Here is a 19,567-nt window from a genome sequence, read left to right as displayed (position 1 = left end):
GGTGGCGGCCGGGGCCGTGGTCACGCGCGACGTGCCGGCCTACGCCGTGGTGGGCGGTAACCCGGCCCGGGTGCTGCGCCAGCTCGACCCCGCCACCGGCGAGTGGGAGCGGGTAAAGTAGTTACTGGTTGTCAGTTGCTAGTTGCTGGTTGTCAGCACCACCGTCCCTGCTTCTGCATCCAGCAACTACCAACGAACAACTGCCAACAAAAAACGCCTAACGAACAACGGATAACGAACGATGCTACCGACGCTTTTCTGGCTGTTTCTGGCCGTGGTCTTCTACACCTACCTGGGCTACGGGCTCATCGTCTGGCTCTGGGCCCGCCTGCGCCCGCAGCCCCGCCCCGCCCTGCCGCGTGCGTTCACCCCCCCCGTCACGCTCATCGTGCCCGCCTACAACGAGGCCGACATCCTCCAGGCCAAGCTCGCCAACTGCCTGCAGCAGGACTACCCGGCCGAGCGCCTGCAGGTGCTGGTCATCACCGACGGCAGCACCGACCACTCGGCCCGGGTGCTGGCGCGCTACCCACAGGTGCGCCACCTGCACCAGCCCGCGCGCGGGGGCAAGTCGCTGGCCGAGAACCGGGCCATGCTCTTCGTGCACACGCCCTTCGTCGTCTTCACCGACTGCAACACGCTGCTCAACCCCGAGGCCGTGCGCCGGCTCGTGCGCCACTACGCCGACCCGCTCGTCGGCGCCGTCTCGGGCGAGAAGCGCGTGCTGGGCGACGGCAGCGCGGCCGGGGCGGGCGAGGGCCTGTACTGGCGCTACGAGTCCGTGCTCAAGCGCTGCGACGCGGCCATCAGCAGCCTGATGGGAGCCGCCGGCGAGCTGGTGAGCTTCCGCACAGCCCTGTTCCGCCCGCTGGAGGCCGACACCATCCTCGACGACTTCGTGCAGTCCATGCGCATCGTGGCCGCCGGCTACCGGGTGGTCTACGAGCCGGGGGCGTACGCCAGCGAGGCCCCGTCGGGCTCACTGGCGGAGGAGATGAAGCGCAAGGTGCGCATCTGCGCCGGGGGCTGGCAGGCCATGACGCGGCTGCCGGGGCTGCTGCTGCGGCCCTGGCGGCAGCCGGTGGTCACGTTCCTGTACGCCTCGCACCGGGTGCTGCGCTGGAGCCTGACGCCGGTGCTACTGGCCCTGTTGCTGCCGCTGAGCGGGTGGCTGGCCTGGGCGCAGGGGGGCGTGTACGCGCTGGCGCTGGGCGGGCAGCTGGCCTTTTACGCGGCGGCGGGGCTGGGCGCGGGGCTGGCCGGGCGGGGCCGGGCGGCGGGGCCGCTGCTGGTGCCCTTGTACTTCACCCTGATGCAGGTGGCCGTCTTCCAGGGCTTCTGGCGCTTTGTGCGCCGGGCCCAGCCCGCCGCCTGGGAAAAAGCCCAGCGCACCGCGTTGGCTACCGCCTGATGCTCCGGAACCCGGGGGGGTGGGGCACTGCCCCCCGGGCCACTTTCATTCTCTTTGCTCCTGCTCATGCGTTCTTCGTTTCTGGCGCCCTACCTGCGCAGCAATCAATTTCTGTCGCTGGCCGGCAACATCACCGTATCGGGGCTGACGATTGTATCGACGTCGCTGCTGTTTCGGGGGCTGCCAACGGCCGATATCGGGACCTGGGTGTTTTTCCTGACACTCACGGGTTTCGGCGAAGCCTTTCGGCAGGGCTACCTGAGCACGGGCCTGATCAGGGGGTACGCCGGGGCTACCCCCGGCCGTCAGCAGCAGGTCCTGGGCTCGGCCTGGGTGCTGGCGCTGGGGCTCACGCTGGCACTGGCCGGTCTGACGCTGGCCGCCCGGTGGTCGGCGCTGGCGCACGTTGCCAGCTTGGAGTTATTTGTGCGCTGGTTTCCGCTCACCTTTCTGCTCACGCTGCCCTCCTTTATGGCCAGCTGCCGACAACAGGCCGAGCAGCAGTTTGGCCGCCTGTTGGTACTGCGGCTGCTGACGCAGGGCACGTTCATCGGCGGCATTGCCGGCCTGATGCTCAGCGGCCGGCTTTCCCTGGCCAGCGTGGTGGGCTGTCACCTGGCGGCGGCGGCCGTTACCAGCGCCGTGGCGTTGCTGGCGGGCTGGAGCGGGTTACGGGTGCTTCGGTGCCGTACGGCCGGCACTACGCGGGAGCTGGCGCACTTCGGCAAATTCAGCGTGGGCAGCTACATCGGGGCCTACCTGCTACGCAGCTCCGATACCGTGCTGATCAACCTGCTGCTGGGGCCGGCCGCGCTGGCCGTCTACAACCTCGCCCAGCGCTTTCTGGAAGTCATCGAAATTCCGCTGCGCAGCTTTATGGCCACGGCTATTCCGCGCTTGGCGGCGGCCATGAATCAGCAAAACCGCCCGCTGCTGGCCCTGGTGTTTCAACAGAATGCCGGCCTGCTTACCTGGCTGCTGCTGCCGCTGGTGCTAGGTACGGTGCTGCTGGCCGAGGTGCCCGTGTATTTGGTGGGTGGTAGCCAGTACGTTGATTCCGAAGCCGCCAACGTGCTGCGTATGGCCGTGGCCCTGGCCCTGTTTTACCCCATCGACCGATTTACGGGGGTTACCCTGGACGTGCTGGGCCTGCCCCACCTGAACCTGTACAAGGTGCTGCTGATGGTGGTGGTAAACGTGGCGGGCGACTGGGCGGGTATCCGCCTCTGTGGCAACCTCTACGGAGTGGCCTTCGCCAGCCTGCCTACCATGCTCACGGGCTTCGTCTTCGGCTATCTTCTGCTCAAACGAGAGCTCCCTCTGTCGCTGGCCGGTACGCTGCGCGTGGGGCTAATGGAAGGACGGACGATGCTGCGCCGGCTGACGGCTGCCGCCCACGCCGCTTACCCTTTGTAGATCAGTCTGCTAAACCAATCTGCTTATCTTTTGCCTTACCCTCATGCGTATCGCCAATTTTCTGCTGCTGCACCACGCCCCAGCCCAGGCCGACCGGCTCCTGAAAGCACTCTGCCATCCGCGTATGGACAACTTTTTGCACGTTGATCTGAAGTCGGACCAGTCGTTGTTTGCGTTCCTGGCCCGTCGGCCCCAGGTGCAGTTTCTGCGCCGCCGCTTCGTCATCAATTGGGGCGGATTCGGGCTTACACAGGCGCTGCTGGCCGGTCTGCGGGAAATCCTGGCCCATCCGGCCCGCTACGAGTTTATCAACCTGCTGAGCGGGCAAGATTACCCGCTGCGGCCCCTTACTGAGCTCTACGATTTTCTGGCCGCCCACCCGGGCCACTCGTTTGTGCAGGCTGAGCCCATGGGCTCGCCGTGGTGGCAGCTGAACCGGGCCCGCCTGGAACGCTACCACCTGACCGACGCGCCGGCCCTGCCCGGCCGCTACGTGGTGCAGCGCGCCTTGAACGCGGTGCTGCCCCGCCGCCAGTTTCCGCTGAGCGGGTACACCGTGTACGGGGGCAATATGAGCTGCTGGTACACGCTCAGCCGAGCCGCGGCCGAGTACCTGGTTAACTTCTTTGCCGTGCACCAGGAGCTGCACCAGTTCGGGCGCCTGAGCTGGGGCTCCGATGAGTTTCTGGTGGCTACCGTGCTCTACAACTCTCCCCTGCGCGAAACCCTGCACAACAATAGCCTGCGCTACATCGACTGGAGCACGGGCGGGGCGCATCCCCGGCTGCTGACGTCGGCCGATTTGCCCGGTATGCTGGCCTCGGGCTGCTTCTGGGGCCGCAAATTCAATCTGGATACAAACTCCGCTGTACTGGATGCCCTGGATGCCCACTGCCAGGTTGCCCAGGATGCCCTGATGGGCTTACCCGTAGACTAACCCGCCCCCGGCATTTACTCTGAAAGCTTTCGTATGCCCTTTACCCTGGCCCATACCGCCGCCGTGCTGCCGCTGCTGCGGCGGCGCGCGTTGTCGGCCACCGGGCTGCTGATCGGCAGCATGGCTCCCGATTTTGAGAAGTTTGCCCGCATGGGCCTGCACAACGCCCACAGTCACTCCTGGCTCAGCATCGGGTACTTCAGCTGCCCGGTTGGGGTGCTCGTAGCGTTTGGCTTTCATCTGCTGGTGCGCGACTCGCTGCTGGCTCACCTGCCGCAGCCGCTCTATCAACGCCTGGTGCAGGTTCGGCGTCTGCGCTGGCGCGCGTACTTCCGGCGGCACTACGCCCGGGTGCTATTCAGCCTCGGGCTGGGAGCCGCCACGCACCTGCTCTGGGATGCGGTGACGCACCGCCGCCCCGGGCTGCGGGCGTACCTGCCCGCGCTGCTGGAGCCGGTTCCCGGCCTAACCGGCGGCCTGCCCCTGTTTCAGGTGCTGGAATGGCTGAGCTCGGTGATGGGCGTGGCGGTAGTGCTGGTGGCCCTGGCCCGCTGCCCCCGCCGGACATTGCCCAGCCCAATAACCGCGGCGGCGCGGCACCGCTACTGGCGGCTGGCCGTCGGCGCGGCGGCCGGGCTGTGGCTGTTGCGGCTAGGGGCGGCCCTGCCCGAGTTGCGGCTGGCCGATACCCTGATCAGCGCATGCTCGGCCGGCGCGTTCGGAATAGTCGTAGCCTGCCTGTGTTATCCTGCCCCCCCACTCCGGCCGGCGGGCCCGTCAAATGAGGCGGCGCAGCGCCGGCCGCATTTACATCGGTTTTTCTCCAACCTTTACTAGTTGGCAATGGTGTATCTTACGCTTCTTTCCTACGGTGGTCCGGTTGAGTACCACCGGGCCCTGGGTGCGGCCCTCAGCTTTTACGCCCACTATTCGGGCCCGGAGCCCGTTACCATGGCCCTGTTTACCGATAATCCGGAGTTTTTCCGGCCTTACCTGCGCGGGGTACCGGTGGAGTACCTGCTGCTGCCCCCCGAACGGCGCCTGGCAATGGTCGGGCCCGACCGGTATTCGTTCCGGGTTAAAATCTGCATCCTGCAGGAGCTGATGCAGCGCTGGCCGGGGGCCGATGTGCTGTACCTGGATTCGGACACTTTGGTGCAGCGGGATCCGGCCCCGCTGCTCCGCGACCTGCAGGCGGGCATTGCCTTCATGGATCAGCCCGAGCACACGTTTGCCGAGGCGGTGGTGCAGTACGCCGCCCGGCCCGATGCCGCGGCCCCCGGCCGGCTGATCGACCTGTTCGGCCGGCAGCAGTTTCTGGTGAACGGGCAGTGGCGGCAATTCACGGCCGGGCAGAAATGCTGGAACTCCGGGGTGCTGGGACTGCCGGCCGCCGCCGCGGCCCTGCTGCCGGATGTGCTGCGCCTCTGCGACGCATTCTACGCGGGCTCGGAGTGGTTTACCAGTGAGCAGCTGGCCTTTTCCGTGGCCCTGCCCCTGCGCTTTCCGCTGCGCCGGGCCGATGCCTATGTCTACCACTACTGGAGTCCGGCCCAAAAAGCCTGGATGGACCGGGAACTGGCCCGGCTGCTGCCCGGGCCGGCCGCCCCGCCGCTTACCACCGGCCTTACCACTAGGTGGGTGCGCCGCCTGGTGGTGGAGAAGCTGCGCGAAGGGGCGCTGTACGCCGCCCGGCGGGGCCGGCCCGTTCCGGCTTGTAAGTACGCCCTTAAAGCCATGGTCCGCACGCCGTTTGCCCTGACCTTCGTGGGCCGTTTTATTCAGGCACTGCGGCTGCAGCCGGCCCTGTAGCCTGCCGGCAGCTGCCGGCGCCCGCAACACTAAAAAAGGCCACCGGACGTACCCGGTGGCCTTTTTTAGTGTTCGGCGGAATTGTGGGGGGTGCTACAGCTTCAGCAGGCTGCGCAGGCAACCGAACAGCTCGGCTTCCTCGAAGGGTTTGGCCAGGCAGGCGTTCAGACCGGCGGCCAGGTACTGCTCGTGGTCGGCGCGGAAGGCATTGGCGGTGAGGGCGAGCATGGGCATACCGGCGCGGGCCGGATCGGGGTGCTGCCGGATGCAGGCCGTGGCTTCCAGGCCGCTCATGCCCGGCATCTGAATATCCATCAGAATCACGTCGAAGATCTGCTCGTTGAACAGTTCCAGGGCCCGTATGCCGTTATCCGCCTCGGTTACCACAATGCCCCACTGCTGCATGGTTTCGCGGGCCACGAAGCGGTTGATGTCGTTGTCCTCCACCAGCAGCACCCGCTTGCCCTGCAGCTCGCCGGTATCATAGCTCTCGGGCTCGGCGGGCTCGGTGGCGGGCTGCGCTTTGGGCAGCTCCAGAGTAAAGGCAAAGCGGCTGCCTTCACCCTCTGAGCTGTCCACCTGCAGCGTGCCCCCCATGCGCTCCACCAACGCCCGGCTGATGCTCAGCCCCAGCCCGGTCCCCCCGAACCGCCGGGCCGTATCGGAGTAGGCCTGGGTGAAGCTCTCGAAGATGCGGCTGAGCACTTCCGGCCGCATACCAATGCCGGTATCCTGCACGCTGAACAGCAGTTCCAGGGTAGTGGCGGTTTCGCGCAGCATTTTTCCCTCGATGGTAATGGTGCCGCCGCGGGGCGTGAACTTGATGGCGTTGCTGACCAGGTTCAGCATGATCTGGTTGAGCCGGTGCGCGTCGCCCGATACCCACGGCATCGGACAGGACTCGTGCAACGGCCGGGTCACGAAGGTGATACCCTTTTCCTGCCCCTGCAGCAGCAGCGGGTGCAGAGTCTGCGCCACCGAATCGCACACGTTGAAGGGCGAATTGTCGAGCTCCAGCTTGCCACTGGTAATCTTGGCCATGTCCAGCACATCGTTGAGCACGGCCAGCAGGTGCTGGCCCGAGTTGCGGATGGTGGTCAGGTACTCCTGCTGCTGAGCCGTGAGCGGTGTGCGGGCCAGCAGGTTGGCTACGCCCAGCACCCCGTTCATGGGCGTGCGGATCTCGTGGCTCATGTTGGCCAGGAAGTTTTCGCGGGCCCTTACGGCCTTTTCGGCCGCCAGCCGGGCTTTCTCTGTTTCCCGCTCGGCCAGCACCCGGTCGGTGATGTCGTGCGAGTGGGAAATCACGTAGGGCGGCTGCTCGGGCTCCAGCACGGCCACGTTGTGGTAAAGCAGGTGGCGCGTTTCATCGGTGCCGGGCAGCTGCAGCCGCAGTACGCCCTTGGTGGCCGTTCCGCTGGCAACGTGGCGCATCCAGTCGGCAAAGGCGGCCCGGTCATCAAACGGCAGGTGCCGGGCCACGGGCTTGCCCACCAGCTGCTCGGCGGGCCGGCCCAGCAGTTGGGCCAGGGCCGGGTTTACCGACAGCACATTACCATCCATATCGTAGGTGCAGATCAGGGCCTGGGTGTAGTGCATCAGGTCGCGGTACTGTTTCTCGCTGCGCTCCAGCGTTTGCTGGGTGTGCTTCAGGGCCGTAATATCCAGGCTCACGTGCAGCACATGCACGTCGCCATCGGGCCGGCGCAGCGGGCGCTTCACGGCGTAGTACCAATGGGTGATACCATTAGCCAGGGTGAAGGGCTCCTCGCGCACCACATCCTGCCCGGTCTGGCGCACCAAATCGTTGGTGGCCTGGTAATCGGCTACCTCGCGGGCCGTCTGCTCCGGCGTGCGGCTCTGCTGTCCTTCCCCGAAGGGAGAGGCCTGGATCAGCTCGCGCATGGTGCGGTTCTGAAAGATTACCTGGTGCTGAGAATCGACCACAAACACGGCGCACGGGATGGTATCCAATACCTGCTCGGTAAACTGCTGCTGCGCGGCCAGCTCCCGGCGCATGGCCAGATGGTCCGTTATGTCGCTCAGGTACAGGTGTACGCCCGAATGCCGGGGCGGCCGGGCGCAGTGCAACGCAAAGGTGCGCTGATTGAGCTGCAGTTCCGGGTGCGAGGGGGAGGTATCGGCCCGGAAGTAGGCCCGCAGCTGGCGCTGCACCCGCACCCGCTCGGCGCGGGTAAGCCGGCTACCCAGCTCACGGGCAGCGGCATTGGCGTAGAGCGGGCGGCGGCCCGGGGCCAGATGCACCATGGGTTGCGGGCTGTGCTCGGCCAGCTCGGCCAGGGCCGTCAGCTCGCGGAGCCGCTGGTAGTCGGCGCTTGCGTCGCGCAGCGTCAGTAGCACGCCCGGCGGCGTGGAAGCGGCTTCGCACACCAGCACGGCGCCGGTGCGCAGGTGCAGGTGCACAGCAACCGGCGTGGCGCCGGTGCCGGCCGCAGCCAGCCAAGGTCCCACTTCGGCCGCCGACTCGGGAGTGAGCCGGGGGAGAATGTAGGCCGAGAGCTGCCGCAGCGACTGGCCTTCCCACTGCCCGGCCGGGCGGGGCAACGCCAGCAGGTGGCCCCAGGCGCTGGTGCAGCAGGCTATTGTGCCTTCGGGGCGCAGCAGCAGGAGCCCGTAGGGCAGATGGTGCACCAGCTCCAGCAGCGGGCTGCCGGCCGACGGGATGGGTAACGGAGACGCCTCCAGCAGGGTGGGCGCAGCGGCTGAGGATGCCGGTGCAAAGGGTAGCGGTTCAACAACCATATGTTGGTACAAACAGAATTATGCCTTAGGCCAGATATGAGATCCGCGGTGAGGGCAGCATGTGTGCCAGCCCGCCCCGGGCCGGATGCGCCCGCGCGGAGCTTCACCCGAATAGCTGGTTAAATCCGACGCATAACACTGTCAGTCATGCAGATAAAGCTCTATTGCACCTACCTAGTAACCGATAGGCTGGTTGCCCCACCCCGCCGCCCGCCCGCCACGGCACGTCCGAATTCTGGAGCGAGTCTCCTCATTCTGGACCCCTGCCCTGATCAGGGCGACTGGCCGCAGGATTTGCAGCACCCTAATCACAGGAGTCTATCAACTGTTTATCAGTGTTTTACCTATTAAACAACACTAGCCAGTGGCGGGTGTGGCAAGAAATTATCCGGGGGTGGGCACGGAGCCGGCAGATCACCCCCGGCCCTGTTGCGTGCATCCGCCTTTTCTATGACGATTGGTTTTCCGCGCCTTTGCCGGGCAGTGCTTCTGGTATTACTGCTGGCGAGCAGTTCCTGGGTAGTGGGCTTAGCCCCGCGCATGCTCCCGGCCGACCACCGCCTGGCAGTGGCCGGGCCGCTGGCCGCCGACGACAATTTCACGCGCTCCTATACCGCGGCCACAGAGCTGACTATTCTGGCCAACGACCAGCCCGGCACGGCCGCCCTCAATCCGGCCTCCGTCCTGCTGCTAGGCTCCTCAAGCAGCGGCACCACCGATGTGGCTGGTCAGGGAGCAACCTTCAGCGTGGATGCAACGGGGCTGGTGCGTGCCCGCCCCGCCCCTTTCAGCGGCAGCCAGACCACCGCCCGCATCCGCTACACGGTGCAGGACCAAACCGGCGCGGCCTCGGCCCCGGCCACGCTGACACTGACGCTGACCAATGCTGCGCCCCTGGCCCGGGCCGATGCCGCCACCACCCCCACCAATACCCCGGTAACGGTAGCCGTGACTAGTAACGACACCGACGCCGATGGAGCCGCCACGATCCGGGCGGCCACCGTGCAGATCAGCTCACCTATCGGAACCAACGGAGGAGGCACCTTCCGGGTGGAAGCCACCGGGAGCGTGACGTTCACCCCGGCGGGCGGCTTCACCGGTACTTCCAGCACCACCTACACCGTGCAGGATGAGTTGGGCCGGGTATCGGGAGCCGCGCAGATTACCATTACGGTCAGCAACGCGGCCCCGGTAGCCGTGCGCGATGTGGCTGCCACGCTGACGGGCACGGCCGTGCAGATTCCGGTTCTGCAGAACGACACCGACGCCAACGGCTACGCCACGCTCGTCCCCGGCAGCGTTACGCTCAGCCCGAGCTCGGGAGTTACCACGGGCGGACGGTTTTCGGTGAACACCACCACGGGCGTAGTCACCTTTGTACCCGCGGCGGGCTCTACGGGGGCCACTATTGGTTACCGGGTGCGCGACACCCAGGGGGCCCTCTCCAACTCGGCCAACATTACGGTTATCATTACCAGCCTCAGTGCCGATGTGCAGGCCACGCTGCGGGGGCCGGCCACCGTGCCGGCCGGGGCCTATGTCGAGCTAAGCCTGACGCTGACCAACGCCGGGACGGTGGCGGCCACCAGCGTGCAGGGGCGGGTGCGGCTGCCGGCTTACCTGAGCGAGGTGACGGCCTCCCACAACGCCGTGTACGGCACCACCACCGGGGCCGTGGTGTTTCCGGCGGCCGACCTGCCCGCCGGTACGTCCCGGGTACACACGGTGCGCCTGCTGATGCCGGCCCGCACCGCCGTGTCGGCCGTGGGCACCAGCACGGCCACCAGCGCCGACCCGGCCGCCCTGAACAACGACGGCACCCAGCCGGCCGCCCTCACCACCTGTGCCCCGGTGCAGGTGGCCGATGTGGCGGCCCTGGGCACGGGCCCGGCCACTGTGGCCGGCCCGGGCCGGGTCGGCTACCAGGTGCAGGCCGTAAACTACGGTCCATCCACGGCCACCCAGGTGGCGCTGGCGGCCCAGCTGCCAGCCAACCTAACGGGTGTGGCCGTGAGCGGCGGCGGCCGCTACGACGCCGCCACCGGGCGGGTGACGGTGCCCGCCGTGGCCGAAATTGCAGCCCGTACAGCCACGAGCGTATCCATCAGCTTCGATACCCCGCCGGCCGGCACCATTGTGGCGGCGCAGGTGTGGGCTACCAGCACCACGGCCCAGGGCGACCCGCTGCCCGCCAATAACGACAGCAGCGGCCCCTTGGCTTCCTGGCAGACCACCATTACCGGGCCCGTGGCCAGCACGTTCTGCCCCGGCCCCGCCACCCTCACGGCCGTCACCAGCCCCGGCCAGCGCCTGAACACTTACTACCCCGGCCTGGGCACAGCCGCGGGCACCACCCTGCGCGTGGGCCCGGCCCGGGCGGCGCCCGACGCCGAGGCCATCCAGGCCGGCGACCTGGTGCTGGTGATGCAGATGCAGGGCGCCGACCTGGATTACAGCAACTCGGCCGCGTACGGCGACGGGCTGGCCTACGAGTATCTGCCGGCCCGCGGCCATCTCTGGAGCACCTGCTGGGCCGGGCGCTACGAGTACCGCTACGTTACCGGGTCGTCGGTTACGCCCGGTGCCGGGGGCACGCTGCTGCTGGCCGCCCCGCTCACTGCTATCTACCAAAACAGTGACGCCACCACCAACGCCGGGGCCCGCCGGTACCAGGTTATCCGGGTGCCCCGCTTCCGCAGCCTCACGCTGGGGGCCGACGCCCAGCCCGCCGCCTGGGACGGGCGTACCGGTGGGGTGCTGGCCCTGCAGGTGGAGGGCCCGTTTGAGCCGGCCGGCTACCGGCTCGACGCACGCGGGGCCGGCTTCCGGGGCGGAGGCGGAGTGCTGCTGGGCGGCCCGGCCCCGGCCGGGGTAAGCACCACCGACTGGGCCATGCGCTGGGGCACGGCGGTGCACGCAGCCAAGGGAGAAGGACTGGCCGGCACCCCACGCCTGCTCAACGGGGCGGGGGTGCTGCTGAACACGGGCAGTGAGGGCTACCCGGGCGGCAGCATGGGCCGGGGTGCCCCGGCCAATGCCGGGGGCGGCGGCACCGATGGCAACACGCGCAATAACCAGAATAACACGGGCGGCGGCGGCGGGGCCAACGGCGGCTTCGGCGGCCAGGGTGGCAACGCCTGGTTTGTGGGTAACGCCACCGGGGGCAACGGCGGAGAGCCTTTTCTGGCGGCGCAGCCGGGGCGGGTGGTGCTGGGCGGCGGCGGCGGGGCCGGCTCCACCAACAACGGCACGGGTGGCCAGGGAGCGGCCGTCAACGTCAACAATGGCTTCAATTCCAGCGGCGGGGCCGGGGGCGGCATCGTGCTGCTCAATCTGGATCAACTGGTCGGAACGGGCATCATCGATGTGAGCGGGGCCTCGGTTACGCTGCCGGTTGACAACGACGGCGGGGGCGGCGGGGGGGGCGGCGGCAGCGTAGTGGTGATGAGCCGCGGCAGCCTGACGGGCCTCACGGTGGTGGCCAACGGGGGGCGCGGTGGCGACAACAACCTGGCCGCCACCGGGCCCCACGGCCCGGGCGGGGGAGGCTCCGCCGGCGTAGTGTTGGCGTCCGGGGCGCTGGCGGCCGCCTCGCAGGCCGTGCCGGGCAGTAACGGCCTGACAGGTACTTCTGCCGGCCCGGATGCCTTTGGAGCCACGCCCGGCTCGCAGCTGGCCCCGCTGTGGCGCACCGATGTGCTGCCCGAGGAACTACCCCAGGTCAGCAGTTGCCGGCTGGTGCCGCTGCCGGTCACGCTGCAGTATTTTGAAGCTGTTGGGTGCGCCGCCGCCGCGCAGCTGCGTTGGGCTACGGCGCAGGAAATCAACTCCGCCCGCTTCGAGGTGGAGCGCAGTGTGGATGGGCACCGCTTCACGCGCGTGAGCAGCCGCCCGGCGGCTGGCCAGAGCACAACACCCCGTACCTACACCTTCACCGATTACCCTCCTGCCCAGCCGCTGCTCTACTACCGCCTGCGGCAGGTTGACCAGGACAGCACCTTCACCTACTCCGGCGTCCGGGTAGTACAGCTAGCCGCCCCAACCGGCCAGCCCAGGCTGTATCCCAACCCCGCCGCCGGCACCGTAACGCTCGATCTGACGGCGCTGGCCCCTGATACGTATTCCGTTGGCATATACAACCTGGTCGGCCAACAGCAGCAGCGCCGTACCGCGGCCGGGGGGCAATTATCCAGCTGGCCGCTGGACGCGCTGCTCCCCGGGGTGTACCTGTTGGAAGTAACTGCACCGGGCTTCTGCTGGCGGCAGCGCATTATCCGGCAATAAGCGAAGAGTCATCATCGAACACGCCCACCGTGCCATCAAACGGCAGCGTATCACTCAGGCATATGTTGAGCGGCTCGGCTGTTGTATTGGTCCGTAACCGAGCAGATGCTTACCAATGAAGACTATGAGCTTACAGTGGCAGCTTACCGCAGGGGCTTTCCCCCGAAGTAAGCCTACCACTGTAAGCTCGCAAAAAAGCCCCCGGCGGCCGGATATACTACGTGCGGGCGGCAGCTTTTTCCAGTCGCTCGTTCAGGGCCAGGCCCAGGCGGGTATCGGGTAGGCGCTCAGCCAGCAACTGGCCCAACCCCAGGGAGTCGAGGTGGTGCAGGGCCGCGTAGAGCTCGTGGGCTGCCTCGGTCAGGTCGCCGCGGCCGGGGCTCAGCACCACCTGTCGGTCGGCGGGCAGGCCGGGCAGCGGCTCGCGTAGGGTAAGCGCGCCCGTGGTGGCCGCATCGAAGGGAGGCAATGTAGCCTGCCCCGGGCCGAAGAGTTGCAGCGGTGTGTGGGGAGAGTAATGGTAAGGCAACAAGCCGGGACTGGCAGCGGGGCGGGCTTTTTCCGGGGCACTGCGCAGGCGGGCCGCCGGCACCACAGCCTGCAGCATTTCCAGCGAAATCACCCCGGCGCGGTATACTACCGGCTCGCCTTCAGGCCCAAACCCTACCACTGTGCTTTCAATGCCCGCCTGGCACGGCCCGCCGTCGAGCACGTAGGGAATGCGGCCGCCGAGCTGGCCCAGCACGTGCGCGGGCCGGGTGGGGCTGATGTAGCCGAAGGGATTGGCCGAGGGCGCCGCCAGCGGAAAATCGAGCTGCTGCAGCAGTTCCTGTATCAGAGCGTGAGCTGGGATGCGCACCGCCACATCGGGCAGGCCGGCCGTGACAAGGTCGGGCACCACGGCCGGCTCGCGGGGCAGCAGCAGCGTGAGCGGCCCCGGGCTGAAGGCGTCCAGCAGCTGATGGGCCGCCGCGGGCACGGCATCCATGCGTACATACGCGGCCAGCTGCGCCACGCTGGCAAAGTGCAGAATGAGCGGGTTGGTGAGGGGCCGGCCCTTCACCGCAAAAATGCGGCGCAGGCTGTCTTCGCGCAGGCCATGTCCCGCCAAACCATACACGGTTTCGGTGGGCACGGCTACCAGTTCGCCTGCGCGCAACAAGGCCGCGGCGTGGGCCACATCTGTGCCGAGAGTAGTGTTGGTTATCATACGGAGCGGGGTTTGAGCCAGAGAGGATAGGGCATGACAAAAATGGGGACTGTGGAAAGAACAGCCAGCCGGATCAAATGGCGCAGAGCCGGCGTACCCGGTCGGCTTCGGTATCGTTGACGGGGGGGGGGGACGGGCGGGGCGTAAAGGCGGAAGTCGCTGTCGGGGAAGTGGGCATCAGCGGCCCCGCCCCCGGTACGTTCTCATACTGTGTAATATTCGCTGCACCTCGGCCTGATGGGCGACGAAGACCTCGGGTGCCCCCGTGATGTACACGAGCAGCAGGTGCCCGCGGTGCTCGGCGGCCAAAGCCTGGTAGCGCTGCGGCTGACCATCGAGGCGGCCCGTGCCGGCGGTTTCCAGAAACTGAACGCCGTCGTAGGCGGCCGGCACCGGCGGGGGCGGCGTCACGCCGTACTGGCGGGCCAGTTGGGCCAGCGCCTCGGCGGGCGTGGTGCGGGCGGCGGCGTTCTGCACCTTGCCGGCCACGAAGCGCAGGGTATGGTCGGGATTGAAGTAGGTGACTACCAGACTGCTGTCGGTGATTTGGCGCACCGGCGTCCAGTCGGCGGGCACGTGGTACTGCAGCTGGTACTGCGGCAGGCGCACCCACTGCAGGGGCCCCTCGGGCTCGATCTGGGCGCGGGCACCCAGTGGCAGCAGCAACAAGAACAGGCAAAGCAAACGGATCATGGCTAAAAGCAGGTAAGGTGAAACATAAGAACTGGCCGCGCGGGACGCGCAGCAGCGCGCCGCTACCAGTTGGGCGACCGAATCCGGCGGGAGCGCAGGCGCAGACAGATAGGGCGTGGCATGGGGTGCAGCCGCAGCGGCGGGACAGAAATAACGGCCACCAGACAGCAGTTCAAATTTACTCCTTTTTTTAGTAGTATTGCTACTATTTAAAAACGTAAACATACTTTTGCTGCGGTAAGCCTTTCTTCATCCTTCCTTCTTTGTCCCATGCCACTTCCTGTTCCTATCACGGTAGCCGCCGGCGACGGCATCGGCCCGGAAATCATGACCCAGACCCTGCGCATTCTGAAAGCGGCCGGGGCGGCGCTGGCCCCCGAGTTCATTGAGGTGGGCGAAGCCGTGTACCACGCCGGGCACGCTTCGGGCATCGGCCCCGAAGCCTGGGAGTCGTTACGCCGCACCCGGGTGCTGCTCAAAGCGCCCATTACCACGCCGCTCGGCGGGGGCTACAAGAGCCTGAACGTGACGCTGCGCAAGACGCTGGGTTTGTACGCCAACGTGCGCCCCTGCCGCTCGCTGTACCCGGCCGTGGCGACCCGGCACCCGACGCTGGACGTCGTCATCATCCGGGAAAACGAGGAAGACCTGTACGCTGGCATCGAGCACCAGCAGACGCCCGACGTGGTGCAGTGCCTGAAGCTGGTGAGCCGCCCGGGCTGCGAGAAAATTGTGCGCTACGCCTTCGAGTACTGCCGGGCGCACGGCCGCCGTCGCCTCACGTGCATGACCAAGGACAACATCATGAAGCTCACCGACGGCCTGTTTCACCGGGTGTTCACGGAAATCGGGCGCGAGTACCCCGATATTGAGCAGGACCACCAGATTATCGACATCGGTACGGCGCGGCTGGCCGACACGCCCGAGCGCTACGATGTGGTGGTGACCATGAACCTTTACGGCGACATTATTTCCGATGTGGTGGCCCAGCTCACCGGCTCGGTGGGGCTGGCCGGCTCGGCCAATATCGGCGACGGTGGGGCCCTGTTTGAGGCCATCCACGGCTCGGCCCCCGACATTGCCGGCCGCAACGTGGCCAACCCCTCGGGTCTGTTGCAGGCGGCCGTGCTCATGCTCGGGCACCTGGGGCAGCACGCGGTAGCCGCCCGCGTGCACAACGCCTGGCTCTGCACCCTGGAAGATGGCCTGCACCCGGCCGACATCTACCACCCCGCCACCAGCCGCCGACAGGTGAGCACGGACGAATTTGCGGAGGCCGTTATTGCCCGCCTGGGCCAGATACCACGGCAGCTGGCGGCCATGCCCGTGCGCGAGGACGCGGCCCCTGTAGTGTCGGCCCGCCCCGCTCCCCTACCCGAGAAAGTGCCGGTGCAGCAGCAGCTGGTGGGCGTGGATGTGTTCCTGCGCTGGGATGGCCAGTCGGCGGCCGAGCTGGGCCGGCAGCTGGAGCGCCTCACCGGCGGCCGCCTTCAGCTCAAACTGATAACCAACCGCGGCGTGAAGGTGTACCCCGACGGCCACCCCGAAACGTTCTGCACCGACCACTGGCGCTGCCGCTTCGTGGCCGCCGATGCCCTGGTGCGTGGGTCCCGGCCGGAGTTCACCCCCGTGCCGTTCTCGGACGTGCTGTCTCTACTGCACCGCCTGGTCGATTTCGGGTTCTACATCATCAAGACCGAGCACCTGTATCTGCTGAACGGGCAGCGGGCGTTTTCGCTGGGCCAGGGAGAGTAGCCCCGCCGCTTAACCGGCGCGGCGTACAGAAACAAGTAAAACTCCCATCTTTGAGAGTAGTATCTTTTGCTTTGACCGCATGAACGCGCAACTCCGCCTCGATCTAAACGAAAAACTCTACCTGCGCGATCCGCAGGCCACTGCGTTGGGCCGTCAGCTGGTGGCCCAGAGCGTGCTGCTGATCGACGAAATCGGCTTCGAGCAATTCACGTTCAAGAAGCTGGCCCAGCGCCTGGAATCCACTGAAGGGTCGCTGTACCGCTACTTCGAGAACAAGCACCGGCTGCTGGTGTATCTGGTGAGCTGGCACTGGGCCACGCTGCGCTACCAGATCCGGTTCCATACCCACAACGTGCCCGACGCCGGTCAGCGGCTGCGCCTGATCCTGGGCATCCTCACCCGCGCCCACCAGGACGACCCGGCCACCACCGAGCTCGACGAGGCCGCCCTCTACCGCATCGTGGTGCACGAGGCATCCAAGGCCTACCTGACCCGCGACGTGGACGACGACAACCGGGAAGGGCTGTTCCGCGAGTACAAGCAGCTGGCAGCCGGCATCGTGGCCGTGGTGCAGGAAATCAACCCCGCCTACCCCTACCCGCAGGCGCTGGTGAGCACCCTGCTGGAGTCGGCCCGCAAGCAGCTGTTCTTTGCTCAGCACCTGCCTTCGCTCACCGACGCAGCGACCCGCGACGCGGCCAGCAACAACCTGCGCGCCTTTCTGGAGCAGCTGGCCTTTGCGGCCCTGGCTTAGGCGGAGGGCGTAGGCAGATGGGGTAGCACACCGGCGGCGGACCGGGCAGCCAATGGCTGCCCGGTCCGCCGCGCTTATAGTCCGACTGGTCTGCTTACTGAATCCCCCTCAGGTGTGCTGCACGAGGGCAAAGTACAGCGGCATGCCCAGCGTGATGTTGAAGGGAAACGTCACGCCCAGGGCCATGGGCAGGTACAGGCCCGGGTCGGCTTTGGGGGCGGCCAGGCGCATGGCTGCCGGCACGGCAATGTAGGAGGCGCTGGCCGCCAGGATGGCAAAGATGAACCGGTTGCCCACGCTTTCGGTGATGCCGTGGCTGGCGACGGCCACCACGCAGCCATTGAGCAGCGGCACGAGCACGGCGAAGACAGCCACAAAGCGCCCGTAGCGTAAAAAGACCGTGGGGCGCCGGGCCGTGACCATGCCCATCTCGAACAGGAAGATGGCCGGAAAGCCCTTGAAGATGTCGGTGATGAAGGGCTTGATGCCGTTGGCCTGTTTGGTATCGGCAATCAGGCCGAGCAGCACGCTGCCGTTGATGAACGAGTGCTGTACCAGCGGGGCCAGCCGCGGGGGCGCGTCGATACCAGCGGCCTCGTAGCGCCGCATGAGCATCACCCCCACAATGATGGCGGGAGCTTCCACCAACGCCATGGTCATGCACCTGCGCCGCGCCGTGCAGCTGGACCGCACCTACGCCAACCGCGCCGTGGAGGACCTGGAGTTCCGCGAATTCGCCAAAGGCAAGCAGTTTATGGAGTCGCTGCGGTAGCTCTATTCGATCTACAAAACAATGTGCGTGCTCACTCTTCTGCTGGATGAAATGGCCTCTCCTGATTATTTCATGAAAGCTATAGGCTTATGTGCTTTTTTGATTGCGGGTATTAGCATCTGGCCTGCTACAAAGCAGTCTACTCACCCCAATAATGTTGGAACATTTAGAGTAATGTATGCTCTTGTATTCTTCCTGCTCGGTATCTTCTGTTTTAGCGTTTAAAATAACTACATCATCAGCTATAAGCGGTTTTCGAAGCTCTTCGTAAAAGCACTGCGCTAAAAATCCGACAACTGCCAGAGGATAGGTTGGTGTTGCAGCAGCCATCTATTGAATCTACCTTTCGCAATGACAACGTTACATACAGTCTTACTCAACGAAACCACTATACTTAGCTTGGGAGGCTATGTTGTAGCGGCGGTAGCTGCTCTATTTGGTATAATCATAGGAGGTGTAGGGGTAGCACTTTGGGTAAGCAAAAGGGATTCAGAGGTAGTGAAAGCCGCTAGTATTTTTCTGCTCCTAGCGGCGCTGTGCTGCCTTTACCTTGCCTACTCACTACTTGGGTAACGTTGGGGACACTGGGCGGCAGTATTGTTTGTTTGTCCGTCCCGCTTACTCGTCGTAGCTTTACACGCCGGTTCAGAGCCGGCTTTTTCTTTCTGATCTGACAAGCACCTGACAAGTATGCGGACCATCCAATTCCGGGAAGCCCTGCGTGAAGCCATGTCTGAAGAAATGCGCCGCGACCCGCGCGTGTTTCTGATGGGCGAAGAAGTAGCCGAGTATAACGGCGCCTACAAAGTAAGCCAGGGCATGCTCGACGAATTCGGCCCGGAGCGCGTGATTGACACGCCCATTGCCGAGCTGGGCTTTGCCGGCATCGGCGTGGGTGCGGCCATCAACGGCCTGCTGCCCATCATCGAGTTCATGACCTTCAACTTCTCGTTGGTGGCCATCGACCAGGTGATTAACTCCGCCGCCAAAATCTACTCCATGTCGGGCGGGCAGTACAGCTGCCCCATCGTGTTCCGTGGCCCTACCGGCAACGCCGGCATGCTGTCGTCGCAGCACTCCCAAAACTTCGAGAACTGGTACGCCAACACCCCCGGCCTGAAAGTAGTGGTTCCGTCGAACCCCTACGACGCCAAAGGCCTGCTGAAATCCGCCATCCGTGACGCCGATCCGGTGATTTTCATGGAGTCGGAACTGATGTACGGCGACAAGGGCGAGGTGCCCGAAGAGGAATACCTCATTCCGATTGGCAAAGCCAACGTGGTACGTCAGGGCGAGTCGGTAACCATCGTGAGCTTCGGCAAAATGATGAAAGTGGCTTTGGCCGCCGCCGATGAGCTGGCCAAGGAAGGCATCAACGCCGAGGTAATCGACCTGCGGTCCGTACGTCCCATCGACTACGATACGCTCATCGAATCGGTGAAGAAAACCAACCGCATGGTGGTAGTGGAAGAAGCCTGGCCCTTGGCCAGCATCAGCTCGGAGCTGGCCTACATGGTGCAGCGCCGCGCCTTCGACTTCCTCGACGCGCCCGTACTGCGCATCACCTGCCAGGACGTGCCCCTGCCCTACGCGCCTACCCTCATCGAAGCCTCTCTGCCCAACGTAGAGCGCACCGTGAAGGCCGTGAAGGAAGTGCTGTACGTGAGCAAGTAAGCCGGCTGGCCGGGATATTTGCCTTGCCATCCAACAAAAAAGCTCGACTCCGGCCGGAGTCGAGCTTTTTTGTTGGGCTGCCGTCA

Annotated in this window: 14 protein-coding genes; 10 read left to right on the top strand and 4 right to left on the bottom strand. The window is 65.9% G+C overall.

The genetic code is table 11. The annotated features are described in order from the left end of the window. Nucleotides 1-241: 241 nt before the first annotated feature. The 5 genes from EI291_RS10900 to EI291_RS10880 all read left to right on the top strand — a co-directional run bounded on the left by EI291_RS10900 (nt 242) and on the right by EI291_RS10880 (nt 5,576). Nucleotides 242-1,411, top strand: coding sequence for a glycosyltransferase family 2 protein (locus EI291_RS10900; protein ID WP_125419845.1), 1,170 nt, complete (start codon nt 242-244; stop codon nt 1,409-1,411). 66 nt (nt 1,412-1,477) lie between these two features. Beyond that, the gene (locus tag EI291_RS10895) at nt 1,478-2,827 is read left to right on the top strand and encodes a lipopolysaccharide biosynthesis protein (RefSeq protein WP_125419844.1); all 1,350 of its coding nucleotides are present in this window, start codon (nt 1,478-1,480) and stop codon (nt 2,825-2,827) included. Between the two features lie 43 nt (nt 2,828-2,870). After that, entirely contained in the window at nt 2,871-3,764 is an 894-nt protein-coding gene (locus EI291_RS10890) for a beta-1,6-N-acetylglucosaminyltransferase (RefSeq protein ID WP_125419843.1), read from the top strand. A 33-nt stretch (nt 3,765-3,797) separates the two neighbouring features. After that, nucleotides 3,798-4,601 (top strand): DUF4184 family protein, encoded by an 804-nt coding sequence (locus EI291_RS10885; RefSeq protein ID WP_125419842.1) that lies wholly within the window; start codon nt 3,798-3,800, stop codon nt 4,599-4,601. Between the two features lie 6 nt (nt 4,602-4,607). Next, the gene (locus tag EI291_RS10880) at nt 4,608-5,576 is read left to right on the top strand and encodes a glycosyltransferase family protein (protein WP_125419841.1); all 969 of its coding nucleotides are present in this window, start codon (nt 4,608-4,610) and stop codon (nt 5,574-5,576) included. A gap of 93 nt (nt 5,577-5,669) precedes the next feature. On the opposite strand, the gene EI291_RS10875 is transcribed toward EI291_RS10880, so the two are convergent. Beyond that, nucleotides 5,670-8,339, bottom strand: coding sequence for a PAS domain-containing hybrid sensor histidine kinase/response regulator (locus EI291_RS10875; protein WP_125419840.1), 2,670 nt, complete (start codon nt 8,337-8,339; stop codon nt 5,670-5,672). Between the two features lie 483 nt (nt 8,340-8,822). Between EI291_RS10875 and EI291_RS23345 the strand changes: the two genes are divergently transcribed. After that, nucleotides 8,823-12,623: an Ig-like domain-containing protein gene (locus EI291_RS23345; protein WP_125419839.1), complete on the top strand. Its 3,801-nt coding sequence runs from the start codon at nt 8,823-8,825 to the stop codon at nt 12,621-12,623. A gap of 217 nt (nt 12,624-12,840) precedes the next feature. On the opposite strand, the gene EI291_RS10865 is transcribed toward EI291_RS23345, so the two are convergent. Both EI291_RS10865 and EI291_RS10860 read right to left on the bottom strand, forming a co-directional pair. Next, a complete protein-coding gene (locus EI291_RS10865) occupies nt 12,841-13,833 on the bottom strand; it encodes an L-threonylcarbamoyladenylate synthase (protein WP_125419838.1) in 993 nt (330 codons plus the stop codon). A 177-nt stretch (nt 13,834-14,010) separates the two neighbouring features. Beyond that, a complete protein-coding gene (locus tag EI291_RS10860) occupies nt 14,011-14,526 on the bottom strand; it encodes a hypothetical protein (protein ID WP_125419837.1) in 516 nt (171 codons plus the stop codon). 270 nt (nt 14,527-14,796) lie between these two features. Here EI291_RS10860 and EI291_RS10855 point away from each other — a divergent pair, with 270 nt between their 5' ends. Both EI291_RS10855 and EI291_RS10850 read left to right on the top strand, forming a co-directional pair. Further along, entirely contained in the window at nt 14,797-16,281 is a 1,485-nt protein-coding gene (locus EI291_RS10855; RefSeq protein ID WP_125419836.1) for an NADP-dependent isocitrate dehydrogenase, read from the top strand. Nucleotides 16,282-16,360: 79 nt separating this feature from the next. Continuing rightward, the gene (locus EI291_RS10850; protein WP_125419835.1) at nt 16,361-17,035 is read left to right on the top strand and encodes a TetR/AcrR family transcriptional regulator; all 675 of its coding nucleotides are present in this window, start codon (nt 16,361-16,363) and stop codon (nt 17,033-17,035) included. Between the two features lie 108 nt (nt 17,036-17,143). Here the strand turns inward: EI291_RS10850 and EI291_RS10845 are convergent, their stop codons facing one another. After that, the gene (locus tag EI291_RS10845) at nt 17,144-17,680 is read right to left on the bottom strand and encodes a sodium-dependent bicarbonate transport family permease (RefSeq protein ID WP_240635489.1); all 537 of its coding nucleotides are present in this window, start codon (nt 17,678-17,680) and stop codon (nt 17,144-17,146) included. Between EI291_RS10845 and EI291_RS22860 the strand changes: the two genes are divergently transcribed. Together EI291_RS22860 and EI291_RS10835 are read left to right on the top strand one after the other, a co-directional pair. Then, nucleotides 17,664-17,807, top strand: a complete 144-nt coding sequence (locus tag EI291_RS22860) for a hypothetical protein (protein WP_170172578.1) — start codon at nt 17,664-17,666, stop codon at nt 17,805-17,807. The two genes, EI291_RS10845 and EI291_RS22860, sit on opposite strands and share 17 nt — an antisense overlap. 690 nt (nt 17,808-18,497) lie before the next feature. After that, entirely contained in the window at nt 18,498-19,481 is a 984-nt protein-coding gene (locus tag EI291_RS10835) for a pyruvate dehydrogenase complex E1 component subunit beta (protein WP_125419832.1), read from the top strand. Nucleotides 19,482-19,567 lie beyond the last annotated feature (86 nt).

This window comes from Hymenobacter rigui (genome assembly GCF_003944715.1).
Lineage (GTDB): Bacteria > Bacteroidota > Bacteroidia > Cytophagales > Hymenobacteraceae > Hymenobacter > Hymenobacter rigui.
The sequence above is the reverse complement of the archived record's forward strand: the minus strand, read 5'-3'. Positions and strand labels throughout refer to the sequence as shown.